This is a genomic window from Parvibacter caecicola (assembly GCF_003725335.1).
GTDB lineage: Bacteria > Actinomycetota > Coriobacteriia > Coriobacteriales > Eggerthellaceae > Parvibacter > Parvibacter caecicola.
On sequence record NZ_QIBY01000006.1, the window covers coordinates 1 to 24,574 of the forward strand.

General features: G+C 57.0%; 18 protein-coding genes and 3 pseudogenes. 6 read left to right on the forward strand and 15 right to left on the reverse strand.

All coding sequences use genetic code 11. The features are described from left to right. The 3 genes and pseudogenes from DMP11_RS10395 to DMP11_RS04955 form a co-directional block, all read right to left on the reverse strand. Window positions 1–785: pseudogene (locus DMP11_RS10395) on the reverse strand (hypothetical protein); the annotation flags it as partial. A gap of 1 nt (window position 786) precedes the next feature. After that, window positions 787–3,294, reverse strand: a complete 2,508-nt coding sequence (locus DMP11_RS04950; RefSeq protein WP_123185406.1) for a type I restriction-modification system subunit M — start codon at window positions 3,292–3,294, stop codon at window positions 787–789. Between the two features lie 202 nt (window positions 3,295–3,496). Beyond that, window positions 3,497–4,222, reverse strand: coding sequence for a B3/B4 domain-containing protein (locus DMP11_RS04955; protein ID WP_123185407.1), 726 nt, complete (start codon window positions 4,220–4,222; stop codon window positions 3,497–3,499). Window positions 4,223–4,480: 258 nt separating this feature from the next. Between DMP11_RS04955 and DMP11_RS04960 the strand changes: the two genes are divergently transcribed. Together DMP11_RS04960 and DMP11_RS04965 are read left to right on the forward strand one after the other, a co-directional pair. Next, window positions 4,481–4,783, forward strand: coding sequence for a type II toxin-antitoxin system prevent-host-death family antitoxin (locus tag DMP11_RS04960; protein WP_123185408.1), 303 nt, complete (start codon window positions 4,481–4,483; stop codon window positions 4,781–4,783). After that, window positions 4,776–5,099, forward strand: coding sequence for a type II toxin-antitoxin system RelE/ParE family toxin (locus DMP11_RS04965; protein WP_123185409.1), 324 nt, complete (start codon window positions 4,776–4,778; stop codon window positions 5,097–5,099). The genes DMP11_RS04960 and DMP11_RS04965 overlap by 8 nt, the downstream gene beginning before the upstream one ends. Window positions 5,100–5,157: 58 nt before the next feature. Here the strand turns inward: DMP11_RS04965 and DMP11_RS04970 are convergent, their stop codons facing one another. From DMP11_RS04970 to DMP11_RS05005, 8 genes and pseudogenes are all read right to left on the reverse strand, one after another. Beyond that, complete coding sequence (locus DMP11_RS04970; RefSeq protein ID WP_123185410.1) at window positions 5,158–6,435, reverse strand: response regulator transcription factor; 1,278 nt, start codon at window positions 6,433–6,435, stop codon at window positions 5,158–5,160. A 155-nt stretch (window positions 6,436–6,590) separates the two neighbouring features. Next, window positions 6,591–7,811 carry an NrfD/PsrC family molybdoenzyme membrane anchor subunit gene (nrfD, locus tag DMP11_RS04975; RefSeq protein WP_123185411.1) on the reverse strand — a complete coding sequence of 407 codons (1,221 nt, stop codon included), beginning with the start codon at window positions 7,809–7,811 and terminating at the stop codon, window positions 6,591–6,593. A gap of 10 nt (window positions 7,812–7,821) precedes the next feature. Beyond that, complete coding sequence (locus tag DMP11_RS04980; protein WP_123185412.1) at window positions 7,822–8,430, reverse strand: 4Fe-4S dicluster domain-containing protein; 609 nt, start codon at window positions 8,428–8,430, stop codon at window positions 7,822–7,824. 18 nt (window positions 8,431–8,448) lie between these two features. Further along, complete coding sequence (locus DMP11_RS04985; RefSeq protein WP_123185413.1) at window positions 8,449–11,157, reverse strand: molybdopterin-dependent oxidoreductase; 2,709 nt, start codon at window positions 11,155–11,157, stop codon at window positions 8,449–8,451. Between the two features lie 39 nt (window positions 11,158–11,196). Continuing rightward, entirely contained in the window at window positions 11,197–11,913 is a 717-nt protein-coding gene (locus DMP11_RS04990; protein WP_123185414.1) for a TorD/DmsD family molecular chaperone, read from the reverse strand. 210 nt (window positions 11,914–12,123) lie between these two features. Next, complete coding sequence (locus DMP11_RS04995; RefSeq protein WP_123185415.1) at window positions 12,124–12,570, reverse strand: hypothetical protein; 447 nt, start codon at window positions 12,568–12,570, stop codon at window positions 12,124–12,126. Between the two features lie 221 nt (window positions 12,571–12,791). After that, a pseudogene (locus DMP11_RS10680) lies at window positions 12,792–13,004 on the reverse strand (helix-turn-helix transcriptional regulator); the annotation flags it as partial. 308 nt (window positions 13,005–13,312) lie between these two features. Continuing rightward, a complete protein-coding gene (locus tag DMP11_RS05005) occupies window positions 13,313–14,467 on the reverse strand; it encodes an ATP-binding protein (protein ID WP_123185417.1) in 1,155 nt (384 codons plus the stop codon). Window positions 14,468–15,176: 709 nt separating this feature from the next. Here DMP11_RS05005 and DMP11_RS05010 point away from each other — a divergent pair. Then, window positions 15,177–15,548: pseudogene (locus DMP11_RS05010) on the forward strand (PIN domain-containing protein); the annotation flags it as partial. A gap of 112 nt (window positions 15,549–15,660) precedes the next feature. Here the strand turns inward: DMP11_RS05010 and DMP11_RS05015 are convergent. Together DMP11_RS05015 and DMP11_RS05020 are read right to left on the reverse strand one after the other, a co-directional pair. Continuing rightward, a complete protein-coding gene (locus DMP11_RS05015; RefSeq protein ID WP_123185418.1) occupies window positions 15,661–16,317 on the reverse strand; it encodes a 4Fe-4S dicluster domain-containing protein in 657 nt (218 codons plus the stop codon). Next, window positions 16,318–19,722, reverse strand: coding sequence for a molybdopterin dinucleotide binding domain-containing protein (locus DMP11_RS05020; protein ID WP_123185419.1), 3,405 nt, complete (start codon window positions 19,720–19,722; stop codon window positions 16,318–16,320). It lies immediately after the preceding gene. A 265-nt stretch (window positions 19,723–19,987) separates the two neighbouring features. On the opposite strand from DMP11_RS05020, the gene DMP11_RS05025 reads away from it, so the two are divergent. Then, a complete protein-coding gene (locus DMP11_RS05025; RefSeq protein WP_123185420.1) occupies window positions 19,988–21,757 on the forward strand; it encodes a response regulator transcription factor in 1,770 nt (589 codons plus the stop codon). Between the two features lie 50 nt (window positions 21,758–21,807). Here the strand turns inward: DMP11_RS05025 and DMP11_RS05030 are convergent, their stop codons facing one another. Continuing rightward, window positions 21,808–22,272, reverse strand: a complete 465-nt coding sequence (locus tag DMP11_RS05030) for a type II toxin-antitoxin system VapC family toxin (protein ID WP_123185421.1) — start codon at window positions 22,270–22,272, stop codon at window positions 21,808–21,810. Next, window positions 22,265–22,567: a type II toxin-antitoxin system RelB/DinJ family antitoxin gene (locus tag DMP11_RS05035; protein ID WP_123185422.1), complete on the reverse strand. Its 303-nt coding sequence runs from the start codon at window positions 22,565–22,567 to the stop codon at window positions 22,265–22,267. The genes DMP11_RS05030 and DMP11_RS05035 overlap by 8 nt, the downstream gene beginning before the upstream one ends. A 215-nt stretch (window positions 22,568–22,782) precedes the next feature. Between DMP11_RS05035 and DMP11_RS05040 the strand changes: the two genes are divergently transcribed. Then, the gene (locus tag DMP11_RS05040; RefSeq protein ID WP_123185423.1) at window positions 22,783–23,694 is read left to right on the forward strand and encodes a hypothetical protein; all 912 of its coding nucleotides are present in this window, start codon (window positions 22,783–22,785) and stop codon (window positions 23,692–23,694) included. A 12-nt stretch (window positions 23,695–23,706) separates the two neighbouring features. Beyond that, the gene (locus DMP11_RS05045; RefSeq protein ID WP_123185424.1) at window positions 23,707–24,408 is read left to right on the forward strand and encodes a TorD/DmsD family molecular chaperone; all 702 of its coding nucleotides are present in this window, start codon (window positions 23,707–23,709) and stop codon (window positions 24,406–24,408) included. The last annotated feature ends 166 nt before the right edge of the window (window positions 24,409–24,574 follow it).

The following is a 24,574-nucleotide window of genomic DNA, read 5'->3' on the forward strand; positions in this document are numbered from 1 at the left end:
TCTTCGGGAACATTCGAAGACTGTATCCAGGGAATTGCGCCGTTCCAATACTGCTCGTTATCGGTCGAAGGGGTGCCACCCCCATACGTCTTGCCAACAATCTCCCCCAACCTACGCTGTTCCCAAGGGTCAGTGAAACCCTCGAAACGAATCTCAGGGATGCTCTCTCCCTCTCGGGGGAACATCTTTTCAAGCAGTGATTGTTTCACTGTCTTAAGCTTATCCGCCTTACGCTGATGAAGGGTGATGAGCGAGTCGAGAGCATCCGCAAGAGAGCCTATCGCCTCCTGCTCTTTTCGAAAGAGAGGTACGCTGACTTCGATTTCTGCAAATTCCTCAAATTTAAGAACCTGAGTATCTTTCGAATTTCCTTGAGATCGTCGCTGATATTGACAGAGCAGGTTGGGGCGCTTGAGCAACCTTGCGAAAAAGCGAGAGGCGGTCATCGAAACCGGTCTTGCCACAACGTAAGCTGGGCTAACAATGCCATCATGCAGACTCGAGTCTACGGCACCTTGCCACATTCTCATGCTGTTGTATACCACGTCCCCCTTGCGCACCACCTTATAGTCGACAAGACTCGCACCGGGATTTATCTCCCTGTCGGAATCCGACGCAGGATATATTCCGTTCGCAACACTAACCGAGAGTATCTCCAAATCGGATGAGCGATCTTCGCTCTCGACAAATAACTCCCCCAACGTACGCTGTTCCCAAGGGTCGGTGAAACCTCGGAAGCGAAGGGCCGGCACAAGGGCGTTTTCACACTTACGCTGCTCTGACATGCTATTCACCGCCCAAGAGCTTGCGCAGCTCGGCGACACCCAGCATGTCAAACTCATCGCCCACAAGCTGCCCCAGCATCTCGTCCAGCTCCCTTTCGGCCACGCGTATCTGCCCTGCTATGTCGGCATAAGTGTCCTGATACTTTGCCCGCAGCGTCTCTATCTTCTTAACCAGCTCGTCAATGGACCGCTGCCGCAAATCCACCAGTGCGCTCATTAGCGGATCAATCCATTTCTTCTCAAGCAACTCGTACACTTGCTCGTCGGTCAGCGTCTTCATCGCCTCGCACGTTGCCGCACCCAAAGCGACAGCCTGCTCCTTTACTGCTTTCTTCAAAGCCTTCTGCTGCTTCTGAGCAACGGACAGCAGCTGCTGCTTCTCCTCTATCTCCTCCTCGGTCAAATCGCAGGAAGCCCCCTCGGCCCTGCCGCCCTCTTCTTCCTGGGGCAGCTCTTCCTTAAGGCTATCGCATTCGCTGGAAACCCGTGCTAGCTCGCCCTCTGCCGCCCGCAAAGACGCCAACTCTTCGCGAAACAGAGCCTCTTGAACCAAATCAAATGGCAACACGTGCCCTACCCAGCCCTCCTGAACCTCAACATCTTTGCCGCCCTTCTTCTTTATTACCATCAAAGGGTCAACCTGCCGCACAGCCTCAAAGCCCTCGCTTTGCAGCACCTCCAAATCAGCGGAAATGTCCTTCCAGGCATCGTCCAGAACCTGAAAGGCCCCGTACTTATCCACTAATTCGAACGGCGCAACGCATTCGAATACAGCCTCGGCAATGGACTCCTCCTCGCCCAGCGAGTCCACCGTCTCCCAATTGCCAATCAAACCACCCACAAGCTTCCTTCGAAGACCCGAGAAAGCATCTTTATAGTTACGGACGTAGGCGCGGACGGCATCGTTCTCAGCCACAGCTTGCGTCAAATCATCAACCCTCAGCGATACCGCATGCTCGTTTGCGGTTGCGAACAACGCCGCCCGCAACCCAGGGAGCGCCTGCCACCAGGCGCTAAGCTGGTCTACTTCGCTTTTCGGAATACCCCCGAACATCGTCGAATATAAATCCCACGTGGCAGCGGGCTCGGAAGAATCGACATATCGCGGGATGTTCAGGTTATAGTCGTTGGCGCGAATCTCTTCTTTCTCCACTAAGCGGGAGAAACCCTCGACAGACACGCGGCCATCAACCACATCCACAATACGGCGGATGTCAGAGGCGCGGAGCCGGTTGCTCTTCCCGGCTTTCTCGAAGCCCTTCGAGGCATCCACAATCAACACGTTGCTTTCATCGCGCTTCTGACGCAACACCATGATGATAGTGGGGATGCCGGTGCCGAAGAAAATGTTTGCCGGCAAACCAATGATGGCGGCAATCTTATCATTCTCAATAAGGTTGCGTCGAATGTTGCCCTCTTCACCGCCACGGAAAAGCACCCCGTGTGGAAGCACGATGCACATAATGCCCGAAGGCTTCAAGTGATACAAATCGTGCAGAAGAAAGGCGTAGTCTGCCTTTGAGCGAGGTGCCATGCCGTAGGCGAAGCGAATGTCGGTGTCTTTTCCTTCGGGCTCCCAACGCTGCGAATAGGGAGGGTTTGAAACAACGGCATCCACATAGAGGGGGTCGTACGTGCCGCCGGGGTCGGAATCGTCGAAGTAAGGCCAGTCGTCCTCCAACGTATCGCCGTTGCGAACCACCAGGTTCGATGGCTTTATGCCGCGCATGACCAAGTTCATACGAGTGAGGTTAAAAGTTGACTGTATCAGCTCTTGCGCATAATAAATTATGCCGTCGTCGTTTCCCATCCGGCGCTTTACAGCCTCGCCTATCGTAATAAGCAGCGAGCCTGAGCCGCTGGTGGGGTCGTAGATGCGAATCTGGCTCTGATCGCGAAGATGATCGGCCACGATCTCTGAAATAAGCACCGACACCTCGTGAGGGGTATAAAACTCGCCAGCCTTCTTGCCTGCGCTTGAGGCGAAATTAGAGATGAGGTATTCGTAAATGTACCCAAGTACGTCGTAGTCTTGGCGCCCGCGCATCGGGATAGTTTGAACCAGGTGAATGAGGTCACGAACTGAACGGGTTTGGGAAGCCGCATCGCCTAACTTGCTAAGGCCGGTCTGCAATGTTGCAAACACGTCCTTGAACACCTCTTGGTACTCGGCGCTCACCAAGCGACTAAACGCGGAAAGGGCATCGTATACGCGCGCAATCGTGAAATCGTTTCCAACTTCAACCCATGTTGAGAAGAGGTTTTCATAACCGATGAAATAACCAAGGCGGCTCTGGACATATTCGACCATCTCACAATCTTCCTCTGTGAGCTGCGTCATATCATCGGCCGACATGCCCTCATCTAGGAGAAACTGCTCCTCTTTCTCGGAGAGATATTTGTAGAAGATGAAACCCAGGATAAAGTCCTTGTATTCGCTGGCTTCCACCTTGCCGCGCATGCGATTGGCTGACTCCCAGATTTTTGCTGCGAGCTGCTGCTTGTTCATAAGTTCCCCTGTCTGCGTTTGTCCAGTTCAGGAAATTATACCCAACGCTGCGATGCAGCGTGGGGCGGTTGTGGGACACCGAAGGAGCGTTTTTGGTTTTTGGCCCACCTCGCAAAACCGCCCTCGGCGCGAGAGTGAGCACCGGGGGCGGTTGGTTGGATCGCAAGGCCGCGGACAAGCGGCGCCGGTTTGGCGGCGGCAGCTACTCGTCAATCACCATAGTGGGGTTTTCGCGGGTGATGATTTCCTTGGCGAAGATGTTAGCGCCCAGGTATTCGCTCATCATTTTCGCCAGCTCGTCGATGGCGGCTTGCAGGTCGGCACTGCGGGCAGGGTCCACCGACTCAATGATGAGGAAGGCCTTTTCCGAGTCGTCGGAAAGCGCGGTGCGCACACCGTCGCGCCAGTTCCAACAGCGGCAGATGGCGCCGGCGTTATCGCGATAGCACAGCTCCCCTTCCAACGTGGGGGCCTCTTCCTCGTCCCCCAGCGCCAGGAAGCTGTCGCCGCCTTCGGTGATGCCCAGACGGATGTCGCCGTCCATGGCGTCAATGTCCTCGCCGCCCATCGGTAGCGCGTACTTCAGCGAAATGGTGTTGTAAATGTCCACCGACGGATTGATCGACCCCACCGGGTTGCCCTTCAGCACGCGCTTGAGCAGGTTCTCCACCGAGCAGCGGGCGCCCTTCTTGGTCTTGAACTTCTGATAGGCATCGCGCCACACCGCCACCACTTCATTCTGGGAAATGGTGTTGGAAGTGAGGTGCTGGTCGGCCGCGCCATTGGCCTCGCTCAGCCGGCGGCGAATGGCGGCGGCGTCTTCCTCGGCCACCTCGTCGGCCGGACGCATGTCCTGCGCCACCACGATGCCGATCTGCGCTTCGGGGAACAGCTCCCAAAAGGACTCTTCGGTCACAAATTGCTTCATGGCAATTCCTTTCTCGGCACGCGCCGTTCGGTGCGTCTTTCGTCATGGGCCGCCATTTCGGCCGGAAACAAAAAGCGCCTCCAGTGCGAGCATCTTCAAAGGCCTAACGATGCACGCGCGGAAAGCGCTTTTCCCACCCGGCGGCAGGCTATGTTTGAGGGCATTATAGTCCATAGGAGGCTTCCCACATACACTCTTCATGTAGTTCAAAATTAGTGCAATATATGTTATATTTTTAGCCTATTGAAAGGAGAGGCCATGGCTCCCGCAGTTCCTGCAATTCGCCCCATCAGTGATCTTCGCACCGATCTCAATGGCATTTGCGAACAAGCAGCTGATTCCCAGCAGCCCATCTTCATGACCAAGAACGGCAAGGCCACCCTGGTGGTCATCGATTGCGAAGCCTACGAACGTCAGCGTCAGCACGACCGCTATGTCATAAAGCTTCGGGAAGCCGAGCTGGAGCAGCAATATCATCCGGAAACGGTCTCGCAAGCGGAGGTCACAAGCCGAGTGGAAGCCATATTGGAACAAGCGCGAAAGCTCGCTTCCCATGCGTGAGGTGGTCTACCGTCCCCGCGCGGCCTTTGACGTCGAATCCATTGTCACCTATATCAGCGTGGTCCTTCACTCTCCGCAAGCAGCTGAGAACTGGTATGCGCAGCTGCTGGAAGCCCTCGATTTGCTCTGTGGCCAGCCAATGCTGGGGCGCGAATTCAATGACACTTACCTGAAGCACCATAACCGCCGCAGCTTCCTGGTGGGGAGCTACCGCCTGTTCTACTCGTTCTCCGCGAACACCCTAACGGTCTGGCGCGTTCTGCACACCACCCAAGACATGGACGACTTCGCCCTTGTCGAATGGGAAGAGGGATAGGGGGCATCTCCGCAACCTGCCGTTATCCCGACACCTAATTAATCCGTACCTCTGCAAATCAAGATTCAGCTGAACCAGAAGTTTCGCGTTTTGCTTCCACCCGCTGCTCTACCGAATCGATTACCGCCTGCTGGGAATGAAGATCGGTCTTCTTATAAATGTTGAGAATATGGGCACGGGCCGTATGGTTCGACACCACCAACTGCTCCTCAATGTAGGCAGCGTTCCTGCCGCGGGCCATAAGCGCCAGCACTTCGGTCTCCCGACGAGTAAGGCCGTGCTCCCGAGCCATTTCTTCCACGGACTCCTTCCACAGCGCCCGAGCGCTTGCAGTCTCCCGCGGTGCAAGACTTTCTTGGACAACAAGGCGAGAGGTGTCCCAGCTGTGGTTCGTGCCCATACCCAACACGGTGACTAAGTTCACCAATCCCATGGAGGCCACGGTGAACACATCTAAGTTCTCTATCGATCCGCTGAGCACTAGCAACTGACCCAAGAAAAGCCCTGTCAAAATTGAACCGAACAAAAGCGCCACCAAGCAAACCGGCAGCAGGAGAGGAAAAGAGAAGGTGGCGTAAAAGTCGAACGCCATGCAAAGCGCCAACGCCATAAAGCAACAGAACCCTATGGCCAAAATCATGAGCGAGACAAACGACGCCTGGAAGAGCAGGAATAAAGAAAGCCCCGCAACTAGAAAGACCAGCATTGCCTTCGCCAAAACTTCAAGCGGCCGCGTTTTTGTAAGACAGGGCAGGCCAAGCACCACTGCGCCGGCGAAAATGCAGCCCACGAAAAACCCCAGCTGCGACAGCCCCTTATTGAGTCCCCCTACATGAACCATGAAAACACAGCCAAACACCGTTCCAATTGCCACCACCAGCAGAAGAAGATAGCCCAAAGGGAAGGCGAGCAGCTTATAGGACAATGGAGCACGGCTAGCGAATTGTTCTAAGCCCTCGGCCTTCCTTGTCATAGCGAAATAGGCCGCCAGAGCCGCAAGCCCCAGCAATACGAGCACCAGCGTAAGCGCAACGGTGCTCGCCCGGCCTATGACAACAGCCACAAGCGAATCCACCAAAGCACCCGCCGCCATTGAAGCAGCGAGGATCGCCGGCAATCGTGCCGGCAATGCGGTGGTAATTCCCACTAGCAGGCCTAACGCCAAAGCGCTGCTGGCCCCAATGAGAAAGCCCACTTCGCCCATCGAGCGAAACGTCGTGGCTCCCACCAATGCCCGAAAAAACGCTGCGAACAGAAGCGCCAGGGCAACACCCGCCAGCAGATCCGATTTTTTGACCGAGCCCCAAATGGCACCCCCGTGAATCGTTTCCCCCATGGTTTCCCATCCCTCCTACGGCAGGCTCGGACGGTCTACCGCATTCTCTTGCGAAACACTGGCTTCAAAAAATCCTACCACAGTAAAAGCATTGCCAAGCGCCCCCGAAGAGGCGCTTGGTGCAAGCTTTCGTTATGTCATTTGCCCGCAGGCGCTTACGAGGCGGCCCCCTCTGTCACCAAGCCGTCCAAAGCCTCCTGAGCAGGATCCTTAGAACCGGCCGCTGCTGCCTTCTTGGATCCTCCGAGCATTTTCTTGGAAAGGATCAGGAAGGCCAGCGTGCCCAGGGCAAAAACGCCAGCCACTATCACATACTCTGCCCAGGTGGGCGAGTAACCCACGGTGGCCTCCCAAACCTCCGCGCCGCCGATCACGCCCAACGGAGTAGAGACGGCAAACCCGACGAAAGAAGTGAGCAGCACCCACAGGCGCTTGCAGAAGACGCCCACCACAACGCAGGCGCTGGCAAAGACCACCATTCCCGTCTTCTGACGGTTCTTCGCAAACACCAGGATGCAGAAGGGAACCAAAATGCCCACTATCAGCTCAATCCAGAAGAAGAGGGCAGTGGCACCGGAGGTCATGATGGCCAGCATATCCGCCCCTTCGGCACCGGGGTAGGCCATGGTGAGGGCTTCGCAACCCACCATGTAGCCGTCGATGGCAACGCAGGTGGCCAAAAGCCCGGCAAGGTTAGAGAACAGCTTCTTCTCCACGGTGAACCAACCGGCCTTCTGAAGCCCCGCCAGTGCAAGGAGCAGCAGCGCCAGGCCGGAGTCCATAGCGGAAACCACGAACAGCGGCGCCATAATGGCGGTGTACCAGCCGTCGCGGGCAATCTCCAGGCCGAAGATCCATGCGGTCACCGAGTGAACCAGAATGGCCACCGGCAGCGCGAAACGGGAGACGATGCGCACCTTGGACCGAGTCTCGAGGTTCTTGGAAGTCATCATGACCAGATAGATGATGTTGATTATCAGGTACAGCGTGATGACGATCATGTCCCAAGCCAGCGGCGACATGAAGTTTAGCCCCACCAGCATGCGCCACACATTCTGTATGCCGCCCAAGTCGATGAAGATGAACATGCCGGCGCAGCAGATGCACACCGTCGACAGGATGATGGCCGGCAGCGCAACCTTTTTGTACTCCTCGATGTGGAACACGCTGGCCGAGGAAGCCACAATCAGACCGCCGGCAGAAAGGCCCACAAAGAACATGAAACAGGTGATGTACAGGCCCCACGAAGTGCCGTCGCTCATGCCGGTCACCGCAAGGCCGCCCATTAGCTGGTAAATCCACACAGCCACACCAGCAGCGGCAATCAAGCCAAGTGCGCCGCAGAGCGCCTTGAATCCAGAAGATGTCTTTTCCATTGCTTTTCTCCTAGTCCATATAGTGAACTTGCGGCAGAGTGCCCTTTTCCGGAAGGAGCGTGTAGGTCCTGCCAGTGGCCACCAGTTTCGAGACCTCGCTCGTGGGGTCGTCGAAGTCGCCGAACACCAATGCCCGCGCCGGGCAGTTGTGCACGCACAGCGGATCCAGCCCCTCGTCGGTGCGGTTCTTGCACATGGTGCACTTCTCGGCCACGCCCACCCGATGGCGGGGCGCCACCGCTTCGTCTATGACGTTGCCTGCTTCAGAGTGGGGGAAGTAGCTCTGCTGCGGCCCCCAGTTGAAGGTGCGAGCCCCATAGGGGCAGGCGCCCATGCACATGCGGCAGCCGATGCACTTGTCGGGATCCACCTGCACGCGTCCTTTGTCGTCCTTGTAGGTGGCACCGGTGGGGCATACTTTTTCGCACGCGGGATTCTCGCAGTGGTTGCAAAGAGCGGGGAAGCTAGCGCGCTTGGCGTTGGGATATTTCCCCACTTCGAACTTATGCACTTTGCGATAAACCACATTCGGCCCCAAGGCGTTGTAGGTTTTGCAGGAAACCGTGCAACCGTCGCAACCAATGCAGCGCGATGGCTTGATGACCATTCCCAATTTCATATCGTCCTCCTCTCCCGCTTAGGCCTTGATCAGCTTGACGGCGGGGCTTACTTCCAGACCGCCCGACAGCACATCCACGGCTTCATAGGCGGTGGACATGAGCTTGTTGTACTTCACATGCTGTTTCACCAGAGGATCAAGGTTTGCGGAATACCTGGCATTGCCGCCCGCCACAGCCATGGCATCGGGATGCACCAAATTCGTCGTCTTCACCGGGTACGGCCCAATTTCCGTGCCGTATTGGCTCTGCACATACACCATATCCCCATCGGCCAAGCCCTTCCGCTCCGCCGTGACAGGGTTGATGAGAATCTTGCCCTGGAGGCTGTCGGTGAGCGCCGTCTCCACCAGCATCGGGTTCTGCACGCAGCCGGCAACGTCGAACAGGAACTGGGGAATCTTGAATACAACGCCGTTCAGGTCGAAATCGTCGCCCGCGGTCATTACCGGGGTGGGTTTCCAGCTGGGGAATCCCTTCGCGTAGAACTCGTAATCGTCCATGAATTCCTGGCCAAGGGGGTATTCGATTCCAGCTTCCGCCAGGCCGGCCTTCAGCTGCTTCAGGCCCTTCACCACCGCAATGTTGTAGAGGGGATGACGGGTGGTCTTGCCCGGGAACATGGAGTAGTTGTACTGCTCGTTTTCCGGCAGCATCACTTCGTAGTAGCCGGTCTCGGCCAGCTTGTCCCAGCTGGCATCGGGGCCGAAGACGTTCTTCATGCGCAGCTCTTGCATCTCGTTGATGGTATAGGCGCGCGAGGTGTCGAACTCGTACTCCGGCTTCATCTGCCAACGCTTGTTCATGGCGAATTCCAGGCAGTTCATGCCGTTGCCGGTCAAGAAGCCCACTTTGTCCGCAAGCTGGAGGAAGAAGTCATCGGGGTTCGGCTGGCCGTAGAGCGGTTCGATGATGCGCTTGTGGCCCACGTAGCTGCGGCCCACGTTACCGTTGCCAGGGCGATAGGCGGAATTCTCGTAAAACACGTCGGCTTCGACGTTGGTCAAGTCCGGCAGAACGATGTCGGAGAGCATGGCCATCTCGTCTTCGGCGTAGGTGTAATGCACCATGAAGGGGATTTTCTTCAGAGCCTCTTCGATGACCGCCGGGTCGCCGCCCTTCGAGAACAGGCTGCAACCGAAGCCAATGAACATGTCCGGCATATAGTCCACGTGGTATTTCTCGGGATCGAGAAGGGTCCAAATGTAGCGGTTACCCGGGCAGTAGGAGTAGGGAATGAGCTCCGGCACGTCCAGAGCGTCAAACGGGTACCGCCACTCGTAATAGGGGCTACGGCTATTCTTGGCAATAGCCTCGGAAATAACCACGCCATCCTCGTCCGGCTGCAGGCAGTGACCGTTGTAATTTATGACAGTGTTGCCGCCAGGAACGGCAATGGCTCCCAACAGCTCGTTGATGACCATGGCCATCCAGAAGGCCGCCTGGCCATCACGATGGCAGGTGCAGCCACGGGAGGGATTCACGTGGGCCGGGCGCAGCGGCAGCGTTTGGCCGTTGATTTCCACTGTGGCGCCAATCTGGGCGTTTTCCACCAAGTCGGCGGCGATCTGGCGAATGGTGCTGGCGGGCACGGTGGTTATTTCCTCCGCCCATTCCGGCGTGTATTCGCGCACAGTGTCCAGAAGGTACTGGAACGCCGGCTGCACCGCCTGCCCCTGCACCTCATAGGTACCCTCAAGCGCGAAGTCCAAATCGCCAATTGTCGGATCGTCGAAGGTTTTCGCGCCGTTGGCGGCAGAATCCCACACCAGCGGTTTGTTCGTCGCGGGATCGCGCATGTAGTCGTCGCCAGAGGGCGCCATCAAGTAAGGGCCGGTGGTGCGGTTCTTCACGAACCACTCGTCGTACTTGCCCACTTCGAACAGAATACTGTGGGTGACCGCCTCCAGGAAAGCGAGGTCTGTGGCCGGCTTGATGGGAACCCACTCTCCCAGCGAGGCCTCTATGCCGCAGCGGGGGTCAACCACCACCATGCGGGTGCCATTTTCAATCTTGTCGATGATGAAATCGGTGCCGGCGTCGGCAACACCGTGGTTCGGGCCCACTGTGGCGCCCACGCACAGAACATATTTGGCGTAATTCATCTCGGAGGTCTGGACAAACTCGCCATGAACGTGAGCCGCCGCCAAATGCACGGAGCAAAGCGAACCAGTGGCGCTCTTTACATTGGGGGTGCCGAAAACCGTGGCAAAGGGCCAACCAGCTCCCACAATGGGGAAATGCCAGCTGGGGAAGCCCGGCAGGTAAATCAGCTTCGCGGGATTGTCCTGCCTGACAGCGATGAGCCGCTCGGCAATTTCATCCAGAGCTTCGTCCCAGCTTATCTCCACCCAACCGGGATCCACTTCAAGACCCTTTTCGGGATTGGTGCGCTTCATGGGGGTCTTAATGCGATAAGGGTTGTAGACGCGCATGGGAGCCGCGGCACCGCGCACGCAGCACTTGCCCTTGTTGTACAAGCCATCCGGATCGCCCTCAACGTAGGTGAGCACCCCATCCTTCACATGGTAGAGTTGCGTGCACTTCGCATAGAAGCAGCCGGCGCAATGGCCCTTGCGTACCACTTCACCGGAGCTTTCATTGCTCTCGGCATAGGCGAAGATGGGGGCAGCTTCTGCTAGCCCGCCCGCAGCCAGCCCTGCAGCCGCCAGCGCCATGCTCCCCTTGAAGAAGCTGCGACGACTGACGCTGTTTTTCGTTCCTTCCATAACCTGTCCTCTCTCTTTTCCTTCTTTCTATCCCTATTGCTAGTTGCAGTTGGTTTTCCCTTTCCCCTCCTCTTCTTCAGTTAGGCTTTTGATGAAATCTCCCATTAGAATCATCGCAAGACGGAATAGTTCGCTGTCGGTCGCCTCTGCCGCTTGCTCGCAGTAGGAAGGCCCCCATTTGCCAAGATGATTTCGAGTGAATTTGCCCGCCTCCTGGCACAAAGCATGGGCGGCTTCTATGTCGTCCCTTGAAACTGCCTGCGCGGCTTCGCCGAAGAGTTGAGCCAGGAAGGACAACTCAGTGGCAAGGGAATCGGGGCGGTTCAACAACTCCTCGGTCAGCTGAAATCCTGCAACGCGGTAAGCGCCTGCCACCGACGCTATTTCCTCCAGAGAATCGTTTTCCGTCAGATATAGCGACTCGAACGGAGGCTTGACCGAATTGCCGGCGCGAAGCCCACGCACATAGCGAGTGCGCTCCACCGCCAGTCGTTCTTGGGCGGCCACTGCATCAGTTGCCATAGCGGCTTTTGCGGCCGCAAGAAGGCTTTCATCCATCGAGGCCTCTGCCGCTCCGAGAGCGGAATCCTCTTGACGGGCACTTGAAGCCCAAAGGCCCTCGAGCGCCTCCATGAGCCCCGTTGCATATTCGGCGTCTCCCACAGAAATCTTAGTGTTAAGAAAGTTGGCGAAAAGGTTGCATAAGGCGCTTGCCCCCCGCAGCTCCTCCTCTTGCTCCCAGCCGGTAGCTTTCATTGGAATCCTCCTTCATACACTGCAGTCTTCTCCGTCAAACTGCGCTGCTACTGTATGAAAAAGAAAAGCCACAGAAATTCATCTCCGTGGCTAGATTCCCCCGATAAGAATTAGTTGGAATGACCTATTTTTTCCTTAGCTGAATTGGCTAATTCTCCTACTTTGAAATGGGATTATGCTGCCCAATCAGCATGGGTCTACGCTTCACCGTTAGTTGGACTCTTTATACGCTTCTCCCGGTTTGATTCTCAGCCTATCCCCTACTGCCAGGGCTCCTCCGGTGATCTTTACATTGATTACGGTCTTCTCGTCTCCAACGCTGAAGGATCCCGCCGACTGAGAAAGATCCGGGAAAGCGTCCGCATCGGGAAAGTAGGGTATCAACCCTCCTCCGCTGCGTTCGTAATGCAACAGACAGCCCTCAGAGGCATCCAAGCCAACAGAGGCAAGGCCGCCATTTACCTCAATCTGCATCGTATCCGAAGCATCTCCCTGACAAATGATGGTGGAATCACCGTTATTTTGAACCAGATCCATTGCTTGCGAGAAACTGCCCTCCATATTCAATAGCCCCTGGGCAAGTTCCGCACGCCCATTCATGACAGTATCGCCTTCGAAAAACGCACTGCCGGAATACTGGTGGAGGGCTAGATTCATTAGAGAAAGATTTTCAACCTTCGCGCTACAGCAAAGAAATCCTTATCCACAAGGTCCTTCATCGGATACGTCGCGGACACCTCATAAGAATCATCCTCGGATTGCACGGCAAAGCCACCTGGCATGAAAGCGAGGGTAAAGGCCACCACCTCCAGCAGCAGCACAACGACAACGATGACTGTCGCAACCGCGAACGTGCGAATGAGTTCGCCCTCCCCTGTTTAATTCGAAATCCTTTGATCGGCCGATACGAGCGTATTGGAATGTTCGGCGTTGTCGCTGTTGCATTCCAGGCTTCCTGGCCCCTTCCCCCGCAACAGTTCATCCACCGTCACGTCATAAAGATCCTCCAAGGCCAAAACGTTGCCAATATCCGGCAGCGATTCCGCCCGCTCCCATTTGGAGACGGCCTGCCGAGATACGCTCAGCCTTTGCGCTAACTTCTCCTAGCTTAACCCTGCATCAAGCCGGTACTCCACCAAACGGGCAGCAATTTCTTGGTTCATGGTGTACCTCTTCTTATCGCGGACGAATGTCTTTGCATCAAAAACTGCTCGCCCTTTTCTCCGGCAGACGCGCACTTTCAATTCGCTTGGCTTGCTTGTCCATGAGCAATGGCGGTCTTTCGGTGCTGTCAATTAAGCTACCGGATCCGTGTACCTTTGCCCACCAAATTCTGTGGTCATTTTGGCTAAATTGACGCAACTATCGGTTTCTCCGTTCGTTGTAGCGCGATAGCCCTTTAAGGCAAATTCGCGAAAGCGTGCACTAGTCCATGTCGAGTTTCCATGCTGTCATCGCCCGAGTAAACAACTTCGCGAGCTTCTGGAGGTATGCCTAAGCTCTCACCAAGCACATCAAGCGTGCCGAAGAATTTCGGGTTGTAGGTGGCAGAAGCCTTTATTTCAATAGCCCGCTGAATCGATCCGCCCTTTTCTGTGAGCAGGTCAATTTCGCGGCCAGAGGAATCCCTCCAGAAGTAAAATTTCGGTACCTGTCCTTGAGCGTATGCCTCTTTCAGTAGCTCGGTGTAAACGGCATTCTCGAATAGTGCTCCCTTGAAGTCGCTCGTTAAATAATCTTCGGGGGTTTCGATTCCCAGCAACGTGCAGGCAAGTCCGGTATCAGTGAAGTAGAGCTTTGGGGTTTTGACAAGACGCTTACCATAATTGCAATGATATGGATACAACAAATGGACGATGAAGCTCTGCTCGAGCAATGAGAGCCACTCTTTCGCGGTACGCACGTTGATCCCGCATTCTGTTGCAAGAGCCTGAACATTGACTAAATTCCCTATGCGCAATGCGCACAAAGAGACGAAGCGGTTGAACTCTGCAATTTTGACAACACCAAGCTCGCGGCGCACATCGCGGTCGAGATACGTCTGGATGTAACTGGGGAAATACTCATCGGGACTTATCGGCACATCATATAGCCGGGGATAGCCGCCCCGCACGACCCATTCCCCTACGGTTGCCGGAAGCCGATCAGCCTTTTTCATCTCGCTATAAGACAGAGGGGGAAGGTACCGCACGGCAACTCGCCCCGCAAGCGATTGCGAAATTGCCTCCATAAGAAGGAAATTCTGCGACCCCGAGACAAGATATTGCCCAGGCTCTCCTGTTTTATCTACTTCGCCTTGGAGATACGCAAAGAGCTCTGGAACTCGCTGGGCCTCATCGAAAATAGTATGCTTCCCATGAAGAGAGAGGAAGGATCGCGGGTCATCCTGAGCCATCGCACGTACATCAGGATCTTCCAGGGATACATAGGAGAACTCAGGGAACTCATTTCGCAACAGGGTAGTCTTCCCGCTTTGGCGGGGTCCCGTCAAAGACACAAGGGGAAAATGCGCCAAGTTATGTCTTAGCGTATCGGCGATAGAGCGCTTTATCATGGTTTCATCTGGCCTTTCAAGATGCAGGCTGTATGCATTGAAATTGTGCGTTAGGTCGAGAATACCAGATTATCCTGAGTATGAATACAAGATTATCCAACATTTGACTACCAGATTATCCTGAGTATGACTACAAGATTATCACGGCCTATAGGTGAAGAGGATCAATGCCGGAAAGCCGATGGCTTGGACAGAGCGCCACGGCCTAGATGGATTTAGCTGCAAGGTGATTAGTTCGGAAAGCTATTTATCCGGAATCGAAACAGTTCCTCCGCGACTTGTATGTTGTACATATCATGTTGTACGCTCCTGTTAACGGAAGGAGCCATCATGGCAGACGTAATGGTTACTGGGCGCATGCCCGAAGGGAAAAAGCTGCTGGTATACGCGTTTTGAAAGCCGCGGGGCTTAATGCGTCTCAGGCAATCAACCTTCTGTTCGATCGTTTGGCAGAAACCGGCAACGCCGATTTCCTAACTGGTCAGACAAGTTCCGCAGAAGACCGATGGGAAGAAGCACTGCGTTTCGTGGACTCCATCCCCCGAAAGCGCGCCAGCCAATTCGACTCCATGTCCAAGACGGAAGCGAAATTGAGTCGCCTGGCAACACACGGATTGACCGACCATGAATAAGCCGCAGCTGCTGCTAGATACCAACATCGTGATCGATTTTCTCAATATGAGGGAACCGTTTTTTCGAAAGCGCCCATCCACTGATGGCCCTCGGAAAGTTCGGGGAATTTGATCTGTGGATCTCCTCTTCGCAGGTGACCGGTCTTGTGTACATGCTTTCCAACGGGGGAAGAAGACAAGAGCTTCCAGAAGTGCTGCAGCAGCTGCAAAGCCTTCGCACATTCGTGAACGTTTTAGCCACAAGCGAACGGGAAATAGACGCAATGCTTGGAAATACCTGGAAAGACCCGGAGGATTTTCCCCTGCACGAAATTGCCCTTGCGCTAAATGCAGACGCCGTAATCTCCCGGAACCAGTCCGATTTTCCCGAGGGCCTCATTCCGGTAATGGATTGCGATGAGTTTTCTCCTGGATGGAAGAAACCCGCGGCCTCGCTTACTCCGAAATAGGCTTCTAGATGCGAAAGGGCACCCCCGAAGGAGCGCCCTTGTCTAGTATCCCTTGGCTGCTTGCCTCACGTGGGACAAGCTCCCTTGCAGCCGTAAGCGCTAGAACCGTCCGCTAGCCTTGCCACTTGCGATTGCGCAGAATGTACTGGATCTGCGGGCCGTTGCCCACGTCGGTGAGGGTGTACACGTCGGAGTCGCTCCAAGGCTCCACCCAATCCGCCAGCGTGGTGCGGATGCCGGTCATGGTGTCGTAGTCGGTGGACAGGTCCTGCGTGGGGGCCGGCGCCTCGAAGGTGGCGATGCCCTTCTCCAAATCGCCGAAGAAGCGGGCGCGCGAGCCGCACTGGGAAACGCACTGGGGCAGCTCCCCCTGGGAAGTGCGCTGCTCGCAGAGGGTGCACTTCTCCACCACGCGCTCCTCCTCGTTCAGGTAGCGGACCCCGTAGGGGCAGGCCATGGCGCAGAACTGGCAGCCGATGCACTTCTCCTTGTCCACCTGCACGGTGCCGTCCTCCAGCTTGCGAGAAGCCTCGGTGGGACACACCTTCACGCACTCCGGCTCGGCGCAGTGCTGGCACTGGATGGGCAGGAAGTACATCTCCACATCGGGCCAGTCGCCGCTGCCGCCCTCGATGGGGGTGGGGCCGATGCGCAGCGTTTTAATCCAGAAGTCGCCCACGTTTACGCCGTTCACGGCCTTGCACGCGGTAGAGCAAGCCAGGCACCCAACGCAGCGGTTGAGGTCGGTGACAATTGCAAATTGGGTCATTTAGATCACATCTCCTGTCCAATCCGGCTCGCCCTCGAAGCGCGCGCGGTTGCCCTTGCCGGCCTGCACCCATTCCTTCAGGCGCGGGTCGGAAGCATCATGGATGCACTCGTTGCCATTGGGGTCACAGGGCACCGGGTTGCCGAACGGCGAATTCTCCGCCGTGGCCTTGTACACCAGCACCGGGGTGGAGCGCATGTTGGCGCAACCGGCAACAGAGCACTGGCCGTAGGGATTCATCACACAATTGATAGATACGGTCTCAAAGCCATGGCTCGCGGTGTCAAATTCAGGGAACCACCAGGCATGGTTGGCGTTCACCACGCCCTGCTTGATGCCGTAATACACATCCAGCACCTCGCGCACCTTGCCCCAGGGGCTCTCAATCCACACCCAATCGCCCTGCTTCAGCCCCAGGCGCTCGGCGTCGTTGGGGTTCATCTCCACGCGGGGGCTGGGCCACAGCTCGCGGCACCAGGGCAGCTGGCGATGCTCGCTGTGGAAGTACACCGGCTGACGCGAGCCCGTAGTCATGAGGAACGAGTTCTCCGGCATGGCCTTCAGGTCGTCAACATACTCCGGCAGCATAAAGTCGGTGGTATCAATTTGGTCGGCCAGCGATGCGTCGAACAACTCGGGGGTGGAGATTGGTGAGGTGGGGGGCTCCACATAGGCGGGGAACTTGGCTTCGTCTCCCACATAGGCTTCGCAGATTAGGGACCAGATTTCCACCAATCCGCAAGGCGTCATAAAGCCAGGATGCAAGTCAACCAGGGGGAACAAATTGAAGCCAGCCTGTTGACGCCGCCATCCCATTTCATGACGGCGATAAGTGCCCCAGCGCTCAGGATGCCACTCGCGGCAGTCCATCCAGCCGTTCTTCTGGAAGTGCTCCTTCGCCTGCGCCCAGGTGGGGCCGTCGGGGAACTCGGCGGTCTTCCAGGCGTCCACATTGTCCTTCAGCACCCGGTCATGGTCGGGCCATAAGTAGCTGGGGGCTCCGGAAGCATCGTAGTCGTCACCCAACTTCTCCGTCCATTCGGCGATAACCGAAGCACACTGCGGCGCGAAATTCAAGTTCTGAGCCGGTGCAGCATCGGGATCTTTAGTGTTCCACGGCACACCGAGCGCCTTGTACATACCCACATTCCAGTCGGGGTCGTAGATGGTTTCGCCGGTGGGCTCCACCGCCTTGCAGCCGCAGCCGAACATGCCGCCGGCACCCTGGGACACGCGGGTGGTGTCAATCTCCAGCCAGTGATCACAGGGGAAGATGACGTCGGCGTTGCCGTTGTTGGGGCAGAACCACAGGTTGATGTCAGCAAAAAAATCCAGCTCCTTGGTGGCGTCCCACGAGCGAGTAATGTTCCCCATGTTCATGATGTCGCCAGATTGGCACACGCCGCCATGAATCTCGTAAGGGGTTTCATGCACGCTGTAGGCCACATCGGCGTTCTGCAAGCAAGCGTCCCAAATGGTGTTGGAGTCGGCCCAACGCGCCCAATAGCGGTTCAAGGGGAAGCGCTCAGCATCTACCTGAGCCGCCCCACGCTCAAACGGAGTCTTGGGAATGGGCCAGCTCTGTGAGCTCAGCATAGCACCGCCCATACGCTTTGCAATAATGACGGCCTCGTCATGGCTGGGCACCTTGTTACCATAGCGCTCCGCCAAGGGTGAATTATTGTCCAGCAGATACTGCACAAAATCCTGTACGTACTTCGCCATATCCTCCAGACTGTAATCGCGACCGGGCCACACTTTTGCCGCCGGCCCAAAGGAAGCGGACGCCTGCATGCCGAAGAATCCAGGGCTGCCGTTAAACTGGGTCTTCGTAGAGCCCCTGTTCCCAGCCGGTTCGTCAGAGTTGCCGGTAATGCAGGAGAGAATCTGCAGGCCACGGTTGTTCTGAATGGAGTTACCGTTTTGGTCGCAGGCCAGCTGGAAGTGCAGGCCGCCGTTGCCGTAGTCGGGATCGATGCGGGTGGTCCAGATGCGCACGCCTTCTTCCAGCTTATCGGCCGGCACGCCGGTAATCTGCTCCACGGTAGCGAAGTCATACTGGCTGGTCAAATCATGGAAGGCGTCCCATACGGTGCGAGCCTTATAGGACTTTCCGTCCTTTAGCGTCACTTCCACCTCTCCCGGGAATAGCGCCGGGGACTTCGGCAATCCCAGAGGATTGCAGGCATCAGCGCCCTCAGGAAAACGATCTGGCTCAGTTGCAGGGTCGGCAAAAGACGACGGGGTGGGCAACCATACGTCGGCCACCAGTCCGGTGAGCGGATGCTTGATGAAGCGACCATCAGTGGGAACACGGTGCTCTTCCCCTTCCCACTTGCCTTCTTCGGCATCCCAATAGGTAAGACGGTTGTTGTTCTCGTCCCACACCATGAAGCGCTGGTACTTGCCGCCTTCCACCAGGTCAGCCTCAGTCAGCAGCTTGGTCTTCATATCAATCCCGCCATTAGCCTCCGGCAACCAGCCTTCGGTAAGCCACGGTTTGTCTTCGATAAACAAAAACGGGGCGTTGGACCAGCGGCGCACCATGGTGTCATCGTAGGCCTCGTTTTCGATTACCCAGTTAGTCCAACCCAGCACAATGGCGCCATCGCTGCCAGGGCGCAGCGGCAACCACACATCGGCTTCCTTCCCCAACGGTGTAACACGCGGGTCCACGATGATATGGCTTTCCGCATGGGGGGCCACATCAGAAATCGTGCGGTTGGTACAATCGTAATTGGAGTATTCCGGCGCCGTGCCCCACTGCACATATACCTTTGGCTCGGCTTCCACTTCCATCCACGGAGAGCCCATCTCATCGGTCATGATTCCAGCGAAGTGACGTGGGCCCTTGCACACCTGGTAGGCCAAATGGGCGTTGGGAGTACCAAACAGTTGCTTCATGCTGAAATAGGGACCCATTGACCATACGCGAGAGGTGCCACACATTACGAAAATGGACTGGCCGCCAAACTTGTCCTTAATCTCACCCAACTTTTGGCCCGCCAACAAAAAGGCCTCATCGAGGGAGACACGCACCCAACCGGGATCGTCGCTGCCCTTGGGATTGGTGCGCTTCACAGGGTAGCGCACGCGATCGGGATGGTACAGCGCCTGCATGGACGACTGGCTTTTCGCGCAGCAATGACCACGCGACTGGGGTGCCGATTCGTCGCCCTCCACCTTCAACACCTTGTTGTCTTGCACGGTCACCCACACACCGCACTCCACCTTGCCACATGCGCGGCAGCAGCTGCGCACACGCTTCACCTCGCCCGTGCTCGCATTCTCCTCCACAGCCAACGCCTGCTTAGGCGCGGCGGCGGTGGTTGCCAGCGCGGCGGCGGCTCCGGTTATCGCCATCGTCTTCATGAAGCTGCGACGCGACATCGTGAGCTGAGTCATAAACCCCACCTTTCCTCTCTCTCGTCTTCGGGGTAGCCCGGCGCATAAACCGTCGGACCGACCGGCTCATAGTAGGACCCCGGAAACCAATGACCTCACAGGGATACGCTGATTTTATCCAAACATCGAACTTATGTTCGTAATACCAACTCGCTGATTTTTGCCAGCAAGCCCAGCTAACGAGAAGTTTTTGGGAAAGCGCTAAAAGGTATGATTTAAGATAGAGAAGGGGATTGCTCGCGATTGCAGCAAAGGGGGACGAGACGTGCGGTTGCCAAAAATAACCATTGCGGTCGATAAAGACGACGGTTTTGCCTTTGGCGAGATTTCCCCTGCACTCGTCATAGGCTTTGGCATCCGCTTTACTTGGATGTTTTCGATGCAGTTTTCTGCCAACCGGCTCTTTTTTGCCACCGCCACCGCTGAAACATCATCGATAAGTCAGATTGCCTCACTTGGTTTTTTCCTAACCACATTTTTTGTCTATGTCGTCTTTTTTCCCCAGATGTGTCGCATCTTTGACACTCCCGATCACCGCAACCGCAATCGACTCATCGCGGCATTAGCCACCGTTCTAGGAGGGTTTCTTCTATTCGGCTGCACAACTGCCTCTCTCTTGGGCTGGAGTTGCATTATTGCATCGGGCTTCCTTACCGGCGTCGGTTCAGCCGTGCTTCTGATGAGCTATGGGGTCTCCTTTAGCGTCCTCGAGACTCCCACCATTTCTCTCGGTGTGGCGTTCTCTCTTCCTGTGGCCTCCCTTGCCTATTTGGCAATTTCTGTTATTGGCTCCATAAGCCCCGCCTTCTCAGCAATCGTCGCCGTGCTCATTCCTCTTGCCGAGTTTTTCTGTCTACAAAGCTGCAGCCGTCAGCTGGTTGATCGGCTCTCCTTTGCCTCCTACACTATCTCCGTACAAAAAGCCTCTTTCGCCCTACACATCATTGCTCCAAGCTTCCTCTTCGGCTTGGCTGTCGGCGGCATTCGTCACTATGTGCTAATCGGTACAATCTGGCTCCCCACCTCGGAGGTGACCAACGCGGTCGTGCTCATGGCAGCCTGTCTGATGGCAGGGCTTCTTGTTCTGGGGGCTGCCATACTCCAGCATTCCACGGTAAACTATATGTTCCGTACCTTATTGCCAGTTTCAGCCACCTGCCTTGCAGTCGCCCTATTCGATAATCAATACGCAAGCCTTTTTAACAGCGGGTTACAACTTACAGGCTACCTGCTCATAGAGGGCTGCTGTTGGATGTTTTACGCCGACATCTCCCAGCGCTACCGCATCAGTGCATTCCAGACCTTCGGTTTGGGGCGCGGCGCTCTGGCCTTAGGCATTTTGGTGCACGCCCTGTTCAGTTCCCCTGCAGACATTTCTATAATTACTGCCGAAATGGCTTCGCAAAATTTAGTAGCAGTTCTTACCTGGCTCTGCATAGGGTTCGCCTTATTACCCACCAACAAGGAAATGCTGAAGCTCTTAAAGCGAGGAACCCCTTGTCCTGCTTTAACATTTGACGAGGACTTCCTCTTCGCTACCACCACCAGCAATGCGCCTGCCGACTACAACGGTCCTGAATGTTCTCCAGCAACAGTTGAAACTTCCCCGGACGACTCTGCATCCGCCAAAGACAACAAACCAGCGGCGATGGCTGCGTCCCCTGTTTCACAAGAAACCACCACAAGCGTTGCTGCAGAGGAGCTTTGCGTTTCCGATGAGGCTCCGACAAAATCATCTCCAGCTGTCGCAATTGTCCAAGATCGCGCCTCCGTCCCGGACGAGGAGGGGCGGCGACAACAAGGGCGCTTCCGCCGCCAGTGCGAGATCGTGGCCGACCGCTACCTGCTGTCGCGTCGCGAAGCGGAAGTGCTTTTCCTGCTGGCGAAGGGGCGCAACGCCGCCTTCATCCAGGAAAAGCTGTTCATCTCCGAAGGCACCGCCCGCACCCACATGCGCCACATCTACGCCAAGCTGAACGTCCATTCCCAGAAAGAGCTGATGGACCTGGTAGAGCAAGAACAAACCGAAGCATGACAGGGGACGGGGATAACGTCATACACCGCCGCATCCGGCCAGGCCGGCGCCTAAAAATCCACTTCGCCGTAGACGACGCCTTCTCGCTCTTTCCACCAGGCGAAGAACTCACCGCAATCCAGCACCGGAATAAGCCCCTCTGGGAAATCCCGCTGGTTGCGCGACAGCAGCGCGGTTGCCCGCAGCGCAATGGCCACCTCGTACAGCAGGCTGTCCTCCGGGGCGCGCCACGCCTTCGCCAGCATGGCATCCACCTCCCGCTCGCCCGCCGTGTACACATTCACGAACCCGCGCAAATCACGCAGCTGCTCCAGCACCTCGGGAATCAGTTGTGCGCGACCGCCGTCTGAAAGGATGTATACAAGGTCGGTCACCTGCGACGATGAAACCCACAACTCGAACTCGCCCAATCGCCCCAGAATCATAAGAAGCCGGGCATCCTCATAGAAGGGTTCTCTCTGATTGAGGAAATCGATGACGATGTTCGTATCCAAAAGCAGGCGCGGCTTAGTCACGGCCCATCAGCCCCCGAGCCGCCAGGCGCTCTCGCTTGATTTCCGCTTTCGTCATGGTGTCGAAACGGCTGACCCGCTTCCGGGAAATGCCATCCACGTACCGGGCCGCGCTGCGCCAGCGCTCCTCATCGGTCGCGCGCTTCCCCGTGAGAAAATCCGCATTGCCCGTTTCCGCCAAACGCTCAAACAGCAGGTTCACCGCCTGGGACGCGTTGAGCCCTTCACGTGCCAAAACTTGCAATCCAGCATTCTTTTTCGCCTCGTCCATGCGGCCAGTCACCATCACGTCAGCCATAACGCCTCCCATCTTTCCCATCATTGTACAACATATAATGTACAACAACAAGCAGCGAGCATGACGTTATCCCCGTCCCCTGTCCTCCCATCCCATAACCCCTGCTCAGAACATCATACTTGGGAATCATACTGGCAAATCATAGAGGCGCTATGACAAGGCGGCCTCCCCTGTTCCCTAAACTGCAGGCCGTTGGGAAAGAGAGAGGAGACGTCATGACCGAACGTGACAACGCCGCCTTCGACAGCTTCGAAGAAGAGTACGACCCCCTGGCCGACGACTTCGACAGCAGCATCTTCGATGGCATCGAGGAAGACGACGAAGCAGTAACCGAGTTCTTAATGCCCGATCCCAGCCGCATCGAAGCGGTGGAGGGCACCCCCAGCCGTCAATCCGACGGCTATCGCCAGCGCCCGGCAGAAGAGCGCACCGCCGAGCTGTTCACCCAAATGAAACCGTACCGGCTGATGCTGTTGCAGCTCATCCGCGCCTGCCAGCAGCCGCGCACCACCGAGGAGATGCTGCAGCAGTTCGAGCAGCTGCACGCCAACTTCAAGTCCACCTACTCGGGCGCCAACCTGCTATCGATGCTAGAGGCGGCCGGCGCCATCGACTGCATCGCCGAGGACGGCACCCCCTATGCCCAGGTAGAGGTGGAGCCGGTGGTGAAAACTGATGAGAACGGCGTGGAGTACCTGGCCCCCGGCGAGGCGCCCACTATGCTGTGGGTGGCAGCGGAAGCCGGCCTTGCGATGGTTGAGGCCAACAACCCCCAGCAGCGCATCCAGCAGCTGTTCGCGAAAGAGGCCGTCTACCTGCCCATTTTCAAACGCATCCTGCGCCTGGCTGCCGCCGATGAAGGCGTATCCATGGCCCAGCTTTCCGGCGCCATCGACGAGGATCCCCTTATCCAAGAGCCCCGCTACTTCAGCCAGCATTTCCTGAAGAATCTGGAGCGGCACGAAGCGGTGGCCTGGCAGGGCAACCGCTGGCACACTACCCCGCTGGGCCGCCAGCTGCTGGAAGAGATGGCCGATGTGGACGATTCCTACAGCCCCAGCGAAGCGGCCGAGCAGGCGCGCATCCGCGCCATCGCCGCCGAGTCCACCATGGGCGCCGTCTGGTAGAAAGGAGCGAACATGACCACCAACACTGCCCCCGAGGCCATCGCAGACTACGAAGAAATCGCCCGCGCCATGGAAAGCCGCGCCGCCACCTACGGCCTGCTGGCGCGCCTGTACCGCCGCGAAGTGGACGCACCGCTGCTGGACGAGCTGAAAACCGTGCACTTCCCCCTGAACACCGGCAACAGCCAGGTGGACAGCGGCTATCGCCTGATGGTGGGCTACCTGTCGAAGACCTGGGAAAACACCCTCACCGAGCTGGCGGCCGACTACCTGCGCACCTTCCTGGGCCACGGCATCGACGGCCACTCCGCCGCCTACCCCTACGAGTCGGTGTACACCTCCGAGCGGCGCCTGCTAATGCAAGACGCCCGCACTGAAATCCTGGCCCTGTTCCGCGCCAACGGCCTGGAGAAGGACCCGTCTTTCAAAGACGCCGAAGACCACATTGCCCTGGAGCTGGAATTCATGCAGCTGCTGGCGCTCCGGTGCGCTGAGGCGCTGCGCACCAGCAACAGCGACGACGCCCTGGCGCTGGTGCGCAGCCAGGCCACCTTCCTGGACGAGCACCTGATGGCGTGGGCGCCGCTGTTCACCACCGAAATGCTGAAGTTCGCGAAAACCGATTTCTACCGGGGCCTCAGCCGCATCACCGAAGGCTTCCTGGCCGAAGACCAGGCGATGCTGGAAGAGATGGCCGCGAGCGCCGAGGAATAGCGCCAGGAGAAGGCGGTCGTTCCGCCTTCAGGGCTCCGCCGCGGCTCACTTCCCCTCCTCCAGCCGCGGCAGCCCCCACCTCCCGGCCTCAACCAACCCCTCGCTCCCGCCGAACCCCTCCTCCCGGCGGGAGCGCCCTGAAGGCAGGATGCAAGCCCCCGACTCC